This is a genomic window from Pseudomonas sp. UBA7500 (genome assembly GCF_002478435.1).
In the GTDB taxonomy this organism is placed as follows: domain Bacteria; phylum Pseudomonadota; class Gammaproteobacteria; order Pseudomonadales; family Pseudomonadaceae; genus Aquipseudomonas; species Aquipseudomonas palmensis.
On sequence record NZ_DLNW01000001.1, the window covers coordinates 26,355 to 40,345 of the forward strand.

Sequence of the window (13,991 nt, forward strand, 5' to 3'; positions counted from 1 at the left end):
CTTGTAGCGTCAGTACCGGCCCCTTCGCTGGTCAGCGTGCCATGATCGCCTTGAACAGCGCCGACTCCAGCCACCCCTGCAACCACACGCGCAAGCGCGGGTAGGGCGCTGTGGCAAACCAGTCCGGCTCGACCCCGGCAAACTGGCGAACGAATGGCATCAGCGCCACGTCCGCGATGCTCGGGTGCGCCGTCACCAGGTAGGCCTGCCGCTCGAGGCGCTGTTCCAGGTCCAGCAGTACCGCCTCGGCCAGCGCACGATACGTCTCGCGCGACTGCTCCGGGTAACGCTCGGCATACTTGTAGTGATTGAGCTGCTGCTTGAACAGCGTGTCATTGCGCTCGATCAGTTGCGTGGCCTGCTGCGCTGCGTTCGGGTCGTCCCGCAGCGCCCAGTTTTGCGGATCATGCCGGGCCAGCGCCCAGTGCATGATCTGCAGGCTTTCCTCCAGTACCTCACCGTCCACGCTCAACACCGGCACCGTGCCCTTGGGCGACAGCGCCAGCATGTCGGCCGGCTTGGCCTTCAGGCTCACTTCGCAGATCTGCACCGGGCAACCGGCGTAGCGCAAGGCCATGCGCGCACGCATCGCGTAGGGGCAGCGGCGGAACGAATACAGGATCATCCGCTGACCTCCACCGTGCTCAACCCATTGCCCTGGCGCCGCACCTGGATCTGCACCGGGATCCGCTCATGCATTTCCTGCACGTGGGAGATCACCGCCACCTTGCGGCCCTGGGCCTGCAGGCCATCCAGCGCGTCCATGGCCAGTTGCAGCGACTCCGGGTCGAGGCTGCCGAAGCCTTCGTCGATGAACAGCGACTCGATGCGCAAGGTGCTCGAGGCCATCGAGGCCAGGCCCAGCGCCAGTGCCAGCGACACCAGGAAGGTCTCGCCGCCGGACAGCGAGTGCACCGAACGCAGTTCGTCGCCCATCTCGGTATCCAGTACCAGCAGCCCCAGCGCGCTGCCGCCACGCTTGAGCCGGTAGCGCCGTGCCAGCTGGCGCAACTGGGCGTTGGCGTGGTGCACCAACAGATCGAGGTTGTAGCCCTGGGCGATCTTGCGGAACACGTCGCCGGTGGCCGAGCCGATCAGCGCGTTCAGGCGTGCCCAGCGCTGCCACTGGGCATAGGCCTGGGCGATGCGCTCGGCCAGGGCCTGGTTGGCCAGTTGCCGGCGCTGGTCGTCGGCCTGCTCGGCGCGCAGTTCGGCGCACTGCTGTTCGCTGATCACCAGGTGTTGCTGCAGCTCGCTCAGCGCCTGCTCCAGCTGCTCGGCGGGTACCTCGCCGCTGGCCTGGGCCTGATGCTGCTGCAGGCGCTGTTCGCGCTCTGCGACGAGCACGCCGGCCTGCTCGATGGCCTTTTCTGCCTGTTGCAGGCGCTGGCGCAGTTGACTGACCTGCTCGTCATCCACCGTCAGCAGCTGGTCCAGCCCGGTATCGTCGAGTTCCGGGTGACCCTGGCGCCATTGCCCGATGGCGTGGTCGAGCTGCTGGCTTTCCTGCTCCAGGGCGCCCAGACGCTGTTCGTCTGCCTTGAGTTCGGCCGCCCGTTCGATGGCCTGGGCCTGGGCCTGCTGCAACTGCTGGCCGGTCGTTGCCTGCGTGCTGCGCGCTGCCTCGACCTGCTGCTCCAGGTGCTGCTGCCAGTGCTCGGCACCGGCATGCTCGCCAATCAGCGCGGTCAGGGCGTCGCGGGCCTGTTGCTGCTGGGTGCGCAGTGCATCGACCTGTTGCTGCACGGCCTGATGGCTGAGTTCGAGCGCCTGTTGCTGCACCTGGGTCTTTTCAAGCTGCTGCTGACGCTCGGCGTTTTCCTGCTGCTCGTCCTTTTGCCGGTCCAGCAGCTCCAGGCGCTGGGCCAGTTGCTGGTCCAGTTGCAGGAAGGTCGCGGCGGGCTCCTGGCGCAAGGCGTCGAGAATGTCGCCTGGCAGCAGCGTGGCGAAGCCGGCCAGCGCCTGCTCCAGGTGTTCGTCGTCGGCCTGCAGCGCATGCTGTTGCTGGCTCAGGTGGTGCGCGGCCTGCTGGTTCGCCTCGGCGCTCGCCTGCACCTGCTGCTGCACACGGGCGGCATCTTTCTGCAGGGTCAGCAGGGTAGCGAGGCGTTGCTCGTCGCGGGCGATGTCGTCGTTCAGGCGGCGTAGCTGATGCTCCAGCCAGGCCGAGCGCTCGCCCACATCCTGTGCCGAGAGTTGCGCATACAGCGCGTGCGCCTCCAGGCCAGGAGCCAGTGCCTGCTGCTGGACGGCCAGTTGTTCCTGCTGGTGCAGGTACTCCTTGATCTGGCCATTCACGCCGCCCAGGGTGCTGCGCAGTTCGTCGAGCTTGAGCTTGAGCGCCTCCACCGCCTGCAGGGCGCCGGCCTCTTCAGTCTGGTCGTGCCGGCCGAGACTTTGCAGCAGGGCTTCGGGCTGGTGATAGGGGTGCTCCTGGCTGCCACACACCGGGCAGGGCTGGTCGTCCTGCAACTGCGCGCGCAGTTCCTCGACGCTGGCGCTGCGGGCCAGGCGCTGACGTTCGAGCACCTGGCGGGTGACCTGCAGGGCCTGTTCGGCGGCGGTCAGCTCGGTCTTGCCCTGCAGGCCTTCGGCGATCAGGCCTTCACGCTGTTGCTGGGCCGCCTGCTGGCGCTCGCGCAGGGCCTGGGCGCGTTGCGTGAGCTCCTGCTGGCTGGCCCACAGGCGGGACAGCTCTTCGACGGCGCGCTGTTGCTTGCGGTTGTCCTGCAGCAGGGTGCCGAGCAGGTCGATCTGTTCGGCCAGCGCCTCGGGCTCGGCGCCGGCCTCGTGGTAGAGCAGGGCCAGGCTTTCACGGTGTGCCTGCAACTGGCGTGCGCATTCATCGGCGCGCTGCTGCAGGCCGGGCAGTTCCTCGCGGCCCTGGCTGAGGCGGTTGCCGACCAGCATCAGTTGCTGCAACTGGGCGCGGTAGGCGTTCCAGGCATCACCGATGCTGGCCAGGTGAGCGCTCTGGCTCAACTGCTCGTCGACCTGGGCCAGGCGCTGGTGGGTGAGCTGCTGGCGCTCGATCAGCGCCTGGATCTGCTGCTGGCCTTGGCGACTGGCTTGCTCGGCCTGCTGACATTGAACGTTGCGCTGGTCAAGTTCCTGCTCCAGGCGCGCCAGCGTCTGCTGCTCGGCGAAGGCCTGGCGCAGCAGCGGCGCGCATTCGGTCTGCCGGGCCAGGGCTGTGGCCAGGTGCTCACCGGCGGCTTGCTGCGCCTGTTCAAGCTGCTGCAGGCGTTGCTGCAACTCGGCCTGCTGCTGGCGTTGCTGCTGGATGCTCGCTGCCAGTGGGCTGAGCTGGCTGGCCAGTTCCCGCTGGCGGGCGAACTGATGGCGCTGCGGGGCGAGTTGTTCGAGGCGGCTCAGGTTCAGGCGTTCGCCCTGCAACTGCGCCCACTGTTGCTGGGCGCTGTGCAACTGCTCGCTGGCGGCGGCCTGCTGGTCCTGCAGCTGCTTGAGTTCGGCGAACCAGCTGCGCTGCTGTTCGAGCAGGCGCAGGCGGGCCTGTTCGGCCTTGAGCTGGCGCTGCGCCTCGGCGAGGCGCTGGTCGAGCTCGGCGCGTGCCTCGTCGGCCATCGGCATCACGCCCTGGGCCTGGTCGGTGAGCGCCTTGTGCGCCTCTTCGGCCTCCTTGCTCTTGCTGTAGGCGCGCCGGCCCAGCTGGCTGTAGATGGCGGTGTTGGTGAGCTTTTCGAGCAGTTCGCTGCGTTCCTTGTCGTCGGCCTTGAGGAACGCGCTGAATTCGCTCTGCGCCAGCATCACGGCGCGGGTGAACTGTTCGAAGTTCAGGCCCAGGCGGGCCTCGATCATCTGCTCGTATTCGCGCTTGCTCTGGTTGCTCAGCAACTGGTTGCTGTCCAGGTCGTGCAGGCTCTGGCGGCTGCCCTGCAACTTGCCGGTGGGTTTGTCACGGGCGCGGTTGGCTTCCCAGCGGGCGCGGTAATGGCGCCCGTCGATGCCGACGAAGTCGACTTCGGCAAAGCCGCTGCCGGTGCCGCGGCGCAGCAGGGTGCGCGGGTCGCTGGTGAGTATTTCGCTGTCGACCTCGGGCAGCTTGGTCTCGCGGCCGATGTTGTTCAGCCGCGGCACCGCGCCGAACAGCGCCAGGCACAAGGCGTCGAGCAGGGTGCTCTTGCCGGCCCCGGTCGGCCCGGTGATGGCGAACAGGCCGGCGCTGGCCAGCGGCTCGCAGGTGAAGTCGATCTCGAACGGGCCGGCCAGGGAGGCGAGGTTCTTCAGGCGAATGGCAAGAATCTTCATGGCTGTTCCTCCTCCTGCTGCACGTCCTGCAACAGCAGGGCGAAGTCGGCCAGGGTCTGTTCGTCGACGCTGGTGCCGTAGGCCTGTTCCCAGGCACGGCTGAACAGGTCGTGGGGGCTGAGCTGGCCCAGCTCGATCAGGCGGGTGTCATCCTCGCCGTCGCTGGCGCCGGTGCCGGCGTATTCGGCGGCGATGCGTACCAGGCGCACGGCCTTGCCTTGCAGGCAGGCTTCGAGCTGCTGGCGCAGGTCGGGCTGCGGTTCGTCCAGGCGCACCCGCACCTCCAGCCAGGGCTGGCGCTGCGGGTCGTCGAGCAGGTCGACCTGGGGCAGTTGCCCGAGTTGTTCGAGAATCTCCACCAGCGGCGCCGGGCCCAGGCGTTGCAGGGGCACGGCACGCGGTATCAGGCGTGGTTCGACACTGGTCAGGGTGGCGCCGTCGAGTTCGACTTCGAGGATCTGGTGCTGATAGCCGATTTCGGAGAACGACAGCGGAATCGGCGAGCCGCTGTAGCGGATGCGGTCTTCGCGGTTGACCTTCTGCGGCTTGTGCAGGTGGCCCAGGGCAACGTAGCTGATCTGGCTGCCGAACAGGCTGGCGGGCAGGGCCTCGGCATTGCCGATGATCAGGCTGCGCTCGGAGTCTTCCGATACCGAGCCGCCGGCCATGTGTGCGTGGCTCACGGCGATCAGCGCCTGGCCAGGCTTGCGTTGCTTGAGGGCGGCCTCGATCAGCCATTCGTGCACCTGGCCGATGCCGCGCAGGTAGTCGTCACCCAGGTGCGCACCGGTGACTTCGGCCGGGCGCAGGAAGGGCAGGGCCAGGCACCAGGCGGTCACCTTGCCCTTGGCGTTGGTCAGCGGCACCAGCAGGCGCTCGCTGTCGAGCTGGCCGTCGTCGAGCCAGTGCACGCGACCCAGGGCGTAGGTCCTGAGACGGCGCATCAGCGGTGCGGGCAATTCGATGCGCGAGCCGGAGTCGTGGTTGCCGGCGATCATCACGATGTTCAGCCTGGGCTGCTGTTCGTGGGCCTGGACGATGAAGTCGTAGAGGCGCTCCTGCGCTTTGACCGGCGGGTTGACGGTGTCGAAGATGTCGCCGGCGATCAGCAGCGCGTCAGGCTGGCGCAGCTTGAGCTGGCCGAGCAGCCAGTCGAGAAAGCAGGCATGTTCGAAGTCGCGCTCCTGGCCATGCAGGGTTTGCCCCAGGTGCCAGTCGGAGGTGTGAAACAGACGCATTGGAAGTCCCGTGAAGGTCGAGCCGGTAGCCGGCTATGGTAACGCGGGTGGCAGGTTTTGGGGGCTGCGATAGCCCCTGCGCAGGCGCCGCGTTATTTGGGATAGAGCGGCGGCAAGCTGCCGTTCTCGGCGGCGCTCGGCTGCGCCTGTTCGGCTGCGGGAATGGTGCCGATCGCCCGCCACAGTTCATCGCCCTGCCAGTATTGCCCGCTCTCGCTGTACAGCGCGCCGTTGAGCCCGTCCAGCGCATCCGACAGCGGCACGAAGCGCGCCGCCATCTCGGCCAGGGTCTCGGGCTGCTGGCGGGCCCAGGCATCCAGCGCCTGGCGGGTGGCCTGCGGGTCGTTGGCCTGACAGGCACGCTTGAGGTCGTCGAGCAGGGTGCGCGGGCTCGGCCCGCTCTGCGCCGCACGCATTACCGCCGGCTGCGAGCGTGCGCGCCACCACAGGGCGAAGCCGAGCAGGGTGGTCAGGGCCAGCAGCAGCGTACTCAGTTGCCACGGCCATAGCGGCCGGTTCTCGAGGTTGACGACGCTGGCCGGGGTGTCTGCCGTGAGGGCCGGGTTGTCTTCGATCTTCAACCCGCGCGCCGGCAGGCTGGTGCGCTCCACGTGCTGTTCGCGGGTGTTCCACCACACCACCTCGAGGCTCGGCAGTTCCAGTGCGCCACTGTGGGTCGGCACCAGCGCCTCGCGTTCCTCGCGCAGGCCTACCAGCCCGCGTTCGCTGACCTCTTCACGCAGTTGCGGCTGATCCGGGTATCGGCGCAGGCCGTTGACTTCGGTGGCGGGCAGCGGTGGCAGTTGCGCACTGGACAGCCCGTCGGCGCTGAGGATCACGCTGCGCGTCAGCGAGTCGCCGATCTGGGTCGGGGTCTGCGCCGGGTCCGGGCTCCAGCGTTCCTCAAGGCTCAGGCTGCGTGCCGGCAGCCACGGCTGGTCAGCGGGGTACTCGGCCGGTATCGGCAGCACCTGCAAGGGCAGCGGCGTGGAACTGACCCGTACCTGCTTGCCACGTGCCGCGCCGCTGTCGCCCTGGGCCGGCTCGTCGGCGCTGGTGGCGCTGAAGGTCAGGGCGGGTATGCTCAGTGCGCCGCTTTGCTGGGGGAAGATCGCGTAGCGCATCTCGATCACGCCAAAGCGCACGCCGTTGATCAGTTTTTCATAGGTGCGCGACTCGCCCAGCGGTTCGACCCGGGCATTGGCGATCACCAGCGGGCTGAGGCTGCTGTCATCGTAAAGCGACACCGAGTGGTAGATGCGCAGGGTCAGTACGGCCTGGGCCTGCACGTACACGCTGTCTGCGTCCAGGCTGGCATCGATGCTCACCGGCGCCTGGCTGATGTCGCTGGCCGCCTCGGCCGGCAGTACCTGCAACGTCACCGGCTGGCTCTGCGCCTCGCCCAGGTGCAGCACCGGCACCTGGACCGTGCCGCTCTGGCGCGGGCGCAGGGTGATGATCCAGCGGGTATTGGCCTGGGTCTGGCCGTCGAGGCTCTTGAGGCTGTTGACCTGGCGCGTGTCGCGCACTTCGAAGTCGGCCTGCAGCGGGGTCAGGTCGGGCTTGCCGAACTGGGTCACGTCTTCGATTTCCAGGGTCAGCTCCAGGGTTTCGCCCGCGATCAGGCGGCTGCGGTCGACGCTGGCGAGCAGCGTCGCCGCCTGCACCTGCAGGGCGAACAAGAAGCTGAAAACCAGGGCGCAGACGCGGATCATTTGGGGTTTTCCTGATGCAGTTGCTGTTCGTACCAGAACTTGCGGCGCAACAGCTCGGACGGGTTGTCCGGGATCTGGCGCAGCCATTGTTCCAGGGCCTGGCGCTGCTCGGCATCCAGGGTGCTGTCGACGGGGCGCTGCGGTGGCCGGGTGGTGTCTTCGTCCGGCGGCTCGCTGGCGTTGTGCGCGTGCTCTGGCGCGGTGGCGGTGTCTTCGCCGGCGCCGGCCTTGGCATCGCCCTGGCTGCTGTCGCTGCTGTTCGATTGCTGGCCGTTGCTGGCCGAATCGGTCGGCAGGTCGGGCCGGCCCTGAGGCGGGTCTTCGGTGGCCGGCGGTTGCTGGGGCTGTTCGGGCTGGCGGCGCAGCATTTGCTCTACCAGGTCCTTGTTGGCCTGGGCCGCTTCCAGCTCGGGCTCCAGCTCCAGGGCCTGCTCCCAGGCATCCACGGCCGCCTCCAGTTCGCCGCTGCGGGCCAGGGCATTGCCGCGATTGTAATGGGCGCTGGCGCTGCTGGCCCGTGCGAATTCACGGGCGGCGCCAGCATAGTCGCCAGCCTGGTACAGCGCCATGCCTTTCCATTGCGGGTCTTCGAAGTGGCGGGCGGCCTCGGCCGGACGCTGCTGTTCGAGCAGGCGCTGGCCCTGCTGGTCGGGACGCAGCCACAGGTCGTTGAAGGTGAAGGCGTAGCTCGGTTGCGGCAGCAGGCCGAGCAGCAGCGGCAGGCAGAACAGCCAGCCACGCCGGCCAGCGCACGCGGCCAGCAGCAGTAGCGGGATCAGCAGCCAGTAGCCCTGGTCGGCCCAGCTGTCCAGTTGCAGGGTCTGGCCGTCGGCGCGCAGCGCCTGGGGATTGTCGAACAGGCCCAGGCCGCGCAGGTCGAGGTCGTCGATGCGCGCCTTGCGGTAACGCCCGCCGGTACTGTTGATGAAGGCCTTGAGCTCGGCGCTGTCCAGGCGCGGAACCAGGATTGCCCCGTCCGCGTCCTTGAGGTATTCGCCGTTGGTCTGCCTGACCGGCGCGCCTTCGGGGGTGCCCACGCCCAGCATCAGCAGCTTGGGACCATGACGCCCCAGTGCCTGGGTGATGCCCTGACGTTCCTGCGGGCTGAGCGAGGAGCCGATCAGCAGCAGGCGCCCCTGGCCCAGCGCGCCCTGGGCCAGCAGTGCCAGCGCCTTGCGTACCGCCAGGTCGGCGCGCTGACCAGGTTGCGGCATGATGGCGGGGTCCAGGGCGTCGAGCAGGTTGCGGCTGGTGGCCAGGTCGTCGGACAGTGGCACCAGGGTGTGTGCGCTGCCGGCATACACGATGATCGCGGTCTGGCTGTCGCGGCGGTGTTCGAGCAGGTCGAGCAGCTTGCGCCTGGCCTGCTGCAGGCGGTTGGGCGGGGTGTCGTCGGCGAGCATCTGCGGGGTCAGTTCGAGCATGACCACCAGCGGGTCGGCGGCGCGCTGGCGGGTCTCTTCCAGGCGCTCCCAGCTGGGGCCGACCAGGGCCAGCACGGCCAGCAGCCAGGCCAGGCCCAGGGCGATCCACGGCAGCTTGCTGTCGCGGCCATTGCCGCCGCCCAGCAGCACGGCATGGAACGCCGCGGGCAGGATCATCTGCCAGCGTCCGGCGCGCTTTTGCCGGTGCCACAGCTTCCACAGCAGCCAGCCGAGCAGCGGCAGCAGCAACAGCCAGGCCGGGCGCAACCATTGGGGCCAGAGCTCGATCATCGACGCCTCCGCAGGCGCAGGCGCTTGAGGCGCTCGCGCCATTCGGGGTGCGGCTGCAGAAAGTGCGGCCGGCGCAGCAGGCGTTGCAGCAGGTTGTCGGGCCAGCGATCGCGCACCACCAGCAGTACGCTCAGGCCCAGCGCCAGGGCCAGCGGCCAGCTGTACAGGGCATGCGCGGTACGCGCCTGGGTCGGTTGCTGGGCTACCGGCTCGAGGCGGTCGAGGGTCTGGCCGATGGCGTTGAGTTCGTTGCCGTCGCGGGCGCGGAAGTAGGCGCCGTGGGTGACCTCGGCGATCTCCCTGAGCGAGGCTTCGTCCAGGTCCAGGCTCGGGTTGAGCCCGAGCATGCCGGCGGTGCCGGTTTCGTCCGGGTCGGCGCCGATGCCGATGGTGTAGATCCTGATGCTTTCCTGGGCGGCCAGGCGCGCGGCGGTCAGCGGGTGGATCTGCCCGCCGTTGTTGGCGCCATCGGTCAGCAGAATCAGCACGCGGCTTTGCGCAGGGCGCATGCGCAGGCGCTTGACCGCCAGGCCGATGGCATCGCCAATGGCGGTGTTCTTGCCGGCGATACCGATCTGCGCCTCGTCGAGAAAGCTGCGCACGGTGCGTCGGTCGAACGTCAGCGGGGCCTGCAGGTAGGCCTGGCTGCCGAACAGGATGAGCCCCACGCGGTCGCCTTCACGCGCTTGCAGAAAGTCGCCCATCAGTTGCTTGACCAGGGTCAGGCGGCTGACGTCCTCGTCGTCCCAGCGCATGTCGGGGAAGTCCATCGAGCCGGATACATCCACCGCCACCAGCAGGTCGCGCCCACTGGCGGCCACCGGCAGCGGCTCGCCCAGCCATTGCGGGCGCGCGGCGGCGCACAGCAACAGCAGCCACACCAGCACGAACGGCGCCTGCTGGCGCCAGGTCGGCAGGTTGAGCCGCGCGCGGCGCCCGGCCAGGCCTTCGAGTTCGTCCAGAAAGCTCACCTTGAGCACCGGTTCGCCGCTGTCGGCGGCCGGCAGCAGCAGGCGGGCCAGCCACGGCAGCGGCAACAGCGCGAAGACCCACGGCCAGGCCAGTTCAAACATGTTTGCGAATCCAGGTGTCGACCGCCTGGTTGAGCCCGGCGATGGCCTTGTCGTCAAGCCGGCACTCGGGCTTGTAGGCGCCTTCCACCAGTACCATCCAGCGGGTCAGGCCGGCGGCCGGGCAGCGGTTGTCGAGAAACGCCAACCACTTGCGCCCGTTGAGGGTGTGACTGTGGCTGTCGGGGTAGTGGTTGCGGCACAGGCGTTTGAGCAGGGCGTTGATCTGCTGCAGCCAGGCGCCGGCCGGTGCGCCGTCGTAGGGCTTGGGCAGCGCCGCCAGCTCTGCCAGGGCGGCGATGCGGATCGGTTCCAGCGGTTGTTCGGCGCGTGGCAGCGGAGCCTTGCGCGGGCGCCAGTGACGCAGCCGCCACAGGCCCCAGGCGAGCACGGGCAGCAATGCCAGCAGCACCCACCAGCCCGGCGCGGGCGGCCACGCGCCGATGGGGGCGGGGGCGATCAGCGGTTGCAGTGCGTCCAGTGGGTTCATCGGCTTTTACCCGAGCGTTGCGGGTCGAGGTATTCGCGCAGTTGCTCGATCATTTCGCTCTGCGTGCTCAAGGGCATCAGCACCACGCGCAGTTTCTGGGCCAGCAGTTCCCAGCGTTCGATGCGTGCCTCGCTCTGCTGGCGATAGCTCTTGCGCAGGTTGGCATCCAGGGTATCGAGCTCCAGCTGTGCGCCGCGCTGGGCAAAGCGCAACAAGCCGGCGGCGGGCAGGGCGTGGTCGAGTGGGTCGGACACCGGCAGCAGCAGCAGGTCGCAGTGGCGCGCCAGCAGGCTCATCTGTTGCTCCACCCCGGGGGTGAGCGCGCGTTCGTCGCAGATCACGATGGCCAGGCTGCCCGGGCGCAGCACTTCGCGGGCGCGGCGCAGGGCGATGTTGAGGTTGTCGCCCTGGGGCTGGGCCTCGGTGTGCAGCGACTGGTTGACCCGCGCCAGGCGGTTGAGCAGTTGCAGCAGGCTCTGCTTGCTGCGCCGTGGCTTGATTTCATAGTGCTCGTTGTCGCCGAACACCAGGCCGCCGATGCGGTCGTTGTGGCCCAGCGCGGCCCAGCCGATCAGGGCGGCGGCCTGGGCGGCAAGTACCGACTTGAACATCAGCCCGGAGCCGAAGAACAGGCGTCGGCTCTGTTCGACCAGGATGAAAATGGGCCGCTCGCGCTCTTCGTGGAACAGCTTGGTGTGGGGTTCCTGGGTGCGGGCGGTGACTCGCCAGTCGATGTTGCGCACATCGTCGCCGGCCTGGTAAACGCGCACCTGGTCGAAGTCCACGCCGCGCCCGCGCAGGCGCGAGTGATGCAGGCCCACCAGCGGGCTGCGTTGCCCGGGGGCGGAGAACAGCTGCACCTCGCGCACGCGATGACGCATCTCGATCAGCTCGGAAAGGCCGATGCGGATGCCGGGCTCGGCCTGCGCTGAAAGAGGCATGGCTTCAGGCCACGGCGACGACGTCGAGGATGCGCTGGATCACCCGGTCCTGGTCGATACCGGCCGCTTCGGCCTCGAACGAAAGAATGATGCGGTGGCGCAGCACATCGAACAGCACCGCCTGGATGTCTTCGGGGCTGACGAAGTCGCGTCCGGCCAGCCAGGCGTGGGCGCGTGCGCAGCGGTCCAGGGCAATGGAGCCGCGCGGGCTGGCGCCGTAGGCGATCCAGTCGCCGAGTTCGGCGTCGTACTTGGCACCGGTGCGGGTGGCCATCACCAGTTGCACCAGGTACTCCTCCACTGCGTCGGCCATGTACAGGCCGAGGATCTCCTTGCGTGCGGCGAAGATCGCCTGCTGGCTGACCCGGCGTTCGGGCTTGGTTTCGCCGTTGAGCGCCTCGCCGCGGGCCTGCTGCAGGATGCGCCGCTCCACGGCGGCATCGGGAAAGCCGATTTTCACGTGCATCAGGAAACGGTCGAGCTGGGCTTCGGGCAGCGGGTAGGTGCCTTCCTGCTCGATGGGGTTCTGCGTGGCCATCACCAGGAACAGGGGCGACAGCTCGTAGGTGCTGCGCCCCACGCTGACCTGGCGCTCGGCCATGGCCTCGAGCAGGGCCGACTGGACCTTGGCCGGGGCGCGGTTGATTTCGTCGGCCAGCACCAGGTTGTGGAAGATCGGACCCTGCTGGAACACGAAGCTGCCGGTTTCAGGGCGATAGATTTCGGTGCCGGTGATGTCGGCGGGCAGCAGGTCGGGGGTGAACTGGATGCGGTGGAACTGCGCCTCGACGCCTTCGGCGAGTTCCTTGATGGCCTTGGTCTTGGCCAGGCCCGGCGCACCCTCCACCAGCATATGACCATCGGCGAGCAGCACGATGAGCAGGCGCTCGACCAGTTTTTCCTGGCCAAGAATCTGGGTGGAGAGAAAGGTGCGCAGCGCGATGAGCGCTTCACGATGTTCCATCGGGACGGTTCCTGGGCGTGCGCCCGGGGGGAGGGCAACAACGCCCGGGCAGGGGCTGATACTTTAATCCATCCGGGGGTGTGGCGACTAATGGTGGGTGGGTAAATTTGAGCGCAGATCACAAATCATCGGTGCCGCCATTGCGGGTCAAGCCCGCTCCCACAAGGTCGGCGCTGTTCTTGTGGGAGCGGGCTTGACCCGCGATGATTAGCCAGGCGAGTCAGTTCTTGAAGCTGGAGTGCTTGCGCCCCTGGTCACACAGGGCGAACACCACCACGAACACTGCGGCAATCGCCAGGATCGCCACCACGCCGTCGGTCGAATGGGTCGGCGAGCTGGCCACCAGTGCCAGGCCGCCCAGTGGCGCCAGGCCACCGGCCACCGCGGTGCCGATCTCGCGCCCGGTGCCAAAGCCCGAAGAGCGCGTGGCCGTGGGGAACTGGCGGCTGAGGAACGAACCCTGCGGGGCGAACATCATCGGCGCCAGCAGGCCGGTACCAATGGCGATGGCGATGTAGATCATCAGCGGCTCGGCGGTGTTGAGCAGGGCCATGAACGGGTACGCGAACAGTACCGAGAACAGACCGCCCATGATCAGCACGGCCTTGCTGCTCCATTTGTCGCACAACCAGCCGAAGCATGGCACCGCCACGATCGCCACCAGGCTGGCAATGGTCACCGACAGCGAGGTCACGTGGGCCTCCACACCCTTGAACTGGGTCAGGTAGGCCAGCGAGAAGGTCTTGAAGATGTAGCTCAGGGCGTTGTAGCCGATGGCCACGAAGAACACCACGGCCAGGCCCTTGAGGTCGTTCTTGAACAGCGCCTTGAGCGGCGACACCTTGGCTTTTTTCGGCGCCTGCTCGAGTTCGGCGAACTGCGGGGTTTCCGGAATGCTGCGGCGTACCCAGAAGCCCACGCCCACCAGCACGATGCTGCAGATGAACGGGATGCGCCAGCCGCCCGAGAGCAGGAAGTCGTTGCCGTTCATGGTCAGCAGGTACACGGTCAGCGACGACAGCAGCAGGCCCAGGTTGAGCCCCAGCGCAGGCCAGGCACCCTGACTGCCGCGCTTGCCTTCGCTGGCATGTTCGTAGCTGGTCACGGCCGCGGCGGACAGCTCGGCGCCCGCGCCCAGGCCCTGGATGATGCGCACCAGCACCAGGATGATCGGCGCCCAGATGCCAATGCTGGCGTAGCTGGGGATCAGGCCGATCAGGGTGGTGCACAGGCCCATCATGCAGAAGGTCACCACCAGTACCTGCTTGCGCCCGAAGCGGTCGCCCAGGTAGCCGAACAGCACGCCGCCGAACGGGCGGGCGATAAAGCCGATGGCAAAGGTGGAGAAGGCCAGCAGCGAGGCAACCTGAGGGTTGCTGGCGTCGAAGAAGATCTTCGAGAACACGATGGCCGCCATGGTGGCGTACAGGTAGAAGTCGTACCACTCCAGCATCGAGCCGAAGATGGTGGCCGCCGCGACCTTGCGCAGGCGCTTCCTGTTCTGTTCCGGGGTTTCGGTTGCGGTGGTGACCGCTTCATGTACCGACATCGAGAGATTCCTTGTTGGTCTTTGTAGTTATTTTCAAGCG

General features: G+C 67.9%; 10 protein-coding genes. All 10 read right to left on the bottom strand.

What is annotated here, in order from left to right; all coding sequences use genetic code 11:
* Nucleotides 1–31 precede the first annotated feature (31 nt).
* Entirely contained in the window at nt 32–625 is a 594-nt protein-coding gene (locus B4I46_RS00115; protein ID WP_196932519.1) for a glutathione S-transferase, read from the bottom strand.
* Entirely contained in the window at nt 622–4,269 is a 3,648-nt protein-coding gene (locus tag B4I46_RS00120; protein ID WP_286897913.1) for an AAA family ATPase, read from the bottom strand. The genes B4I46_RS00115 and B4I46_RS00120 overlap by 4 nt, the downstream gene beginning before the upstream one ends.
* Nucleotides 4,266–5,507: an exonuclease SbcCD subunit D C-terminal domain-containing protein gene (locus B4I46_RS00125; RefSeq protein WP_078479577.1), complete on the bottom strand. Its 1,242-nt coding sequence runs from the start codon at nt 5,505–5,507 to the stop codon at nt 4,266–4,268. The genes B4I46_RS00120 and B4I46_RS00125 overlap by 4 nt, the downstream gene beginning before the upstream one ends.
* A 92-nt stretch (nt 5,508–5,599) precedes the next feature.
* Entirely contained in the window at nt 5,600–7,222 is a 1,623-nt protein-coding gene (locus B4I46_RS00130) for a BatD family protein (RefSeq protein WP_088514246.1), read from the bottom strand.
* Nucleotides 7,219–8,937 carry a vWA domain-containing protein gene (locus B4I46_RS00135; RefSeq protein WP_286897922.1) on the bottom strand — a complete coding sequence of 573 codons (1,719 nt, stop codon included), beginning with the start codon at nt 8,935–8,937 and terminating at the stop codon, nt 7,219–7,221. Before B4I46_RS00135 ends, B4I46_RS00130 begins: the two co-directional genes overlap by 4 nt.
* Nucleotides 8,934–10,010, bottom strand: coding sequence for a vWA domain-containing protein (locus B4I46_RS00140; protein WP_054916214.1), 1,077 nt, complete (start codon nt 10,008–10,010; stop codon nt 8,934–8,936). The genes B4I46_RS00135 and B4I46_RS00140 overlap by 4 nt, the downstream gene beginning before the upstream one ends.
* Entirely contained in the window at nt 10,003–10,497 is a 495-nt protein-coding gene (locus B4I46_RS00145) for a DUF4381 domain-containing protein (protein ID WP_043864624.1), read from the bottom strand. Before B4I46_RS00145 ends, B4I46_RS00140 begins: the two co-directional genes overlap by 8 nt.
* Nucleotides 10,494–11,438, bottom strand: a complete 945-nt coding sequence (locus B4I46_RS00150) for a DUF58 domain-containing protein (RefSeq protein ID WP_054916213.1) — start codon at nt 11,436–11,438, stop codon at nt 10,494–10,496. The genes B4I46_RS00145 and B4I46_RS00150 overlap by 4 nt, the downstream gene beginning before the upstream one ends.
* A 4-nt stretch (nt 11,439–11,442) precedes the next feature.
* Nucleotides 11,443–12,402 carry an AAA family ATPase gene (locus B4I46_RS00155; protein WP_043864622.1) on the bottom strand — a complete coding sequence of 320 codons (960 nt, stop codon included), beginning with the start codon at nt 12,400–12,402 and terminating at the stop codon, nt 11,443–11,445.
* A 220-nt stretch (nt 12,403–12,622) separates the two neighbouring features.
* Nucleotides 12,623–13,951, bottom strand: a complete 1,329-nt coding sequence (locus B4I46_RS00160; protein WP_043864621.1) for an MFS transporter — start codon at nt 13,949–13,951, stop codon at nt 12,623–12,625.
* Nucleotides 13,952–13,991: the final 40 nt, after the last annotated feature.

What these genes read in the sequence shown, in the direction of transcription:
- B4I46_RS00125 (WP_078479577.1), bottom strand. Translation starts at nt 5,507, where the DNA reads ATGCGTCTGTTTCACACCTCCGACTGGCACCTGGGGCAAACCCTGCAT.
- B4I46_RS00160 (WP_043864621.1), bottom strand. Translation starts at nt 13,951, where the DNA reads ATGTCGGTACATGAAGCGGTCACCACCGCAACCGAAACCCCGGAACAG.
- B4I46_RS00140 (WP_054916214.1), bottom strand. Translation starts at nt 10,010, where the DNA reads ATGTTTGAACTGGCCTGGCCGTGGGTCTTCGCGCTGTTGCCGCTGCCG.
- B4I46_RS00135 (WP_286897922.1), bottom strand. Translation starts at nt 8,937, where the DNA reads ATGATCGAGCTCTGGCCCCAATGGTTGCGCCCGGCCTGGCTGTTGCTG.
- B4I46_RS00145 (WP_043864624.1), bottom strand. Translation starts at nt 10,497, where the DNA reads ATGAACCCACTGGACGCACTGCAACCGCTGATCGCCCCCGCCCCCATC.
- B4I46_RS00120 (WP_286897913.1), bottom strand. Translation starts at nt 4,269, where the DNA reads ATGAAGATTCTTGCCATTCGCCTGAAGAACCTCGCCTCCCTGGCCGGC.
- B4I46_RS00150 (WP_054916213.1), bottom strand. Translation starts at nt 11,438, where the DNA reads ATGCCTCTTTCAGCGCAGGCCGAGCCCGGCATCCGCATCGGCCTTTCC.
- B4I46_RS00130 (WP_088514246.1), bottom strand. Translation starts at nt 7,222, where the DNA reads ATGATCCGCGTCTGCGCCCTGGTTTTCAGCTTCTTGTTCGCCCTGCAG.
- B4I46_RS00115 (WP_196932519.1), bottom strand. Translation starts at nt 625, where the DNA reads ATGATCCTGTATTCGTTCCGCCGCTGCCCCTACGCGATGCGTGCGCGC.
- B4I46_RS00155 (WP_043864622.1), bottom strand. Translation starts at nt 12,402, where the DNA reads ATGGAACATCGTGAAGCGCTCATCGCGCTGCGCACCTTTCTCTCCACC.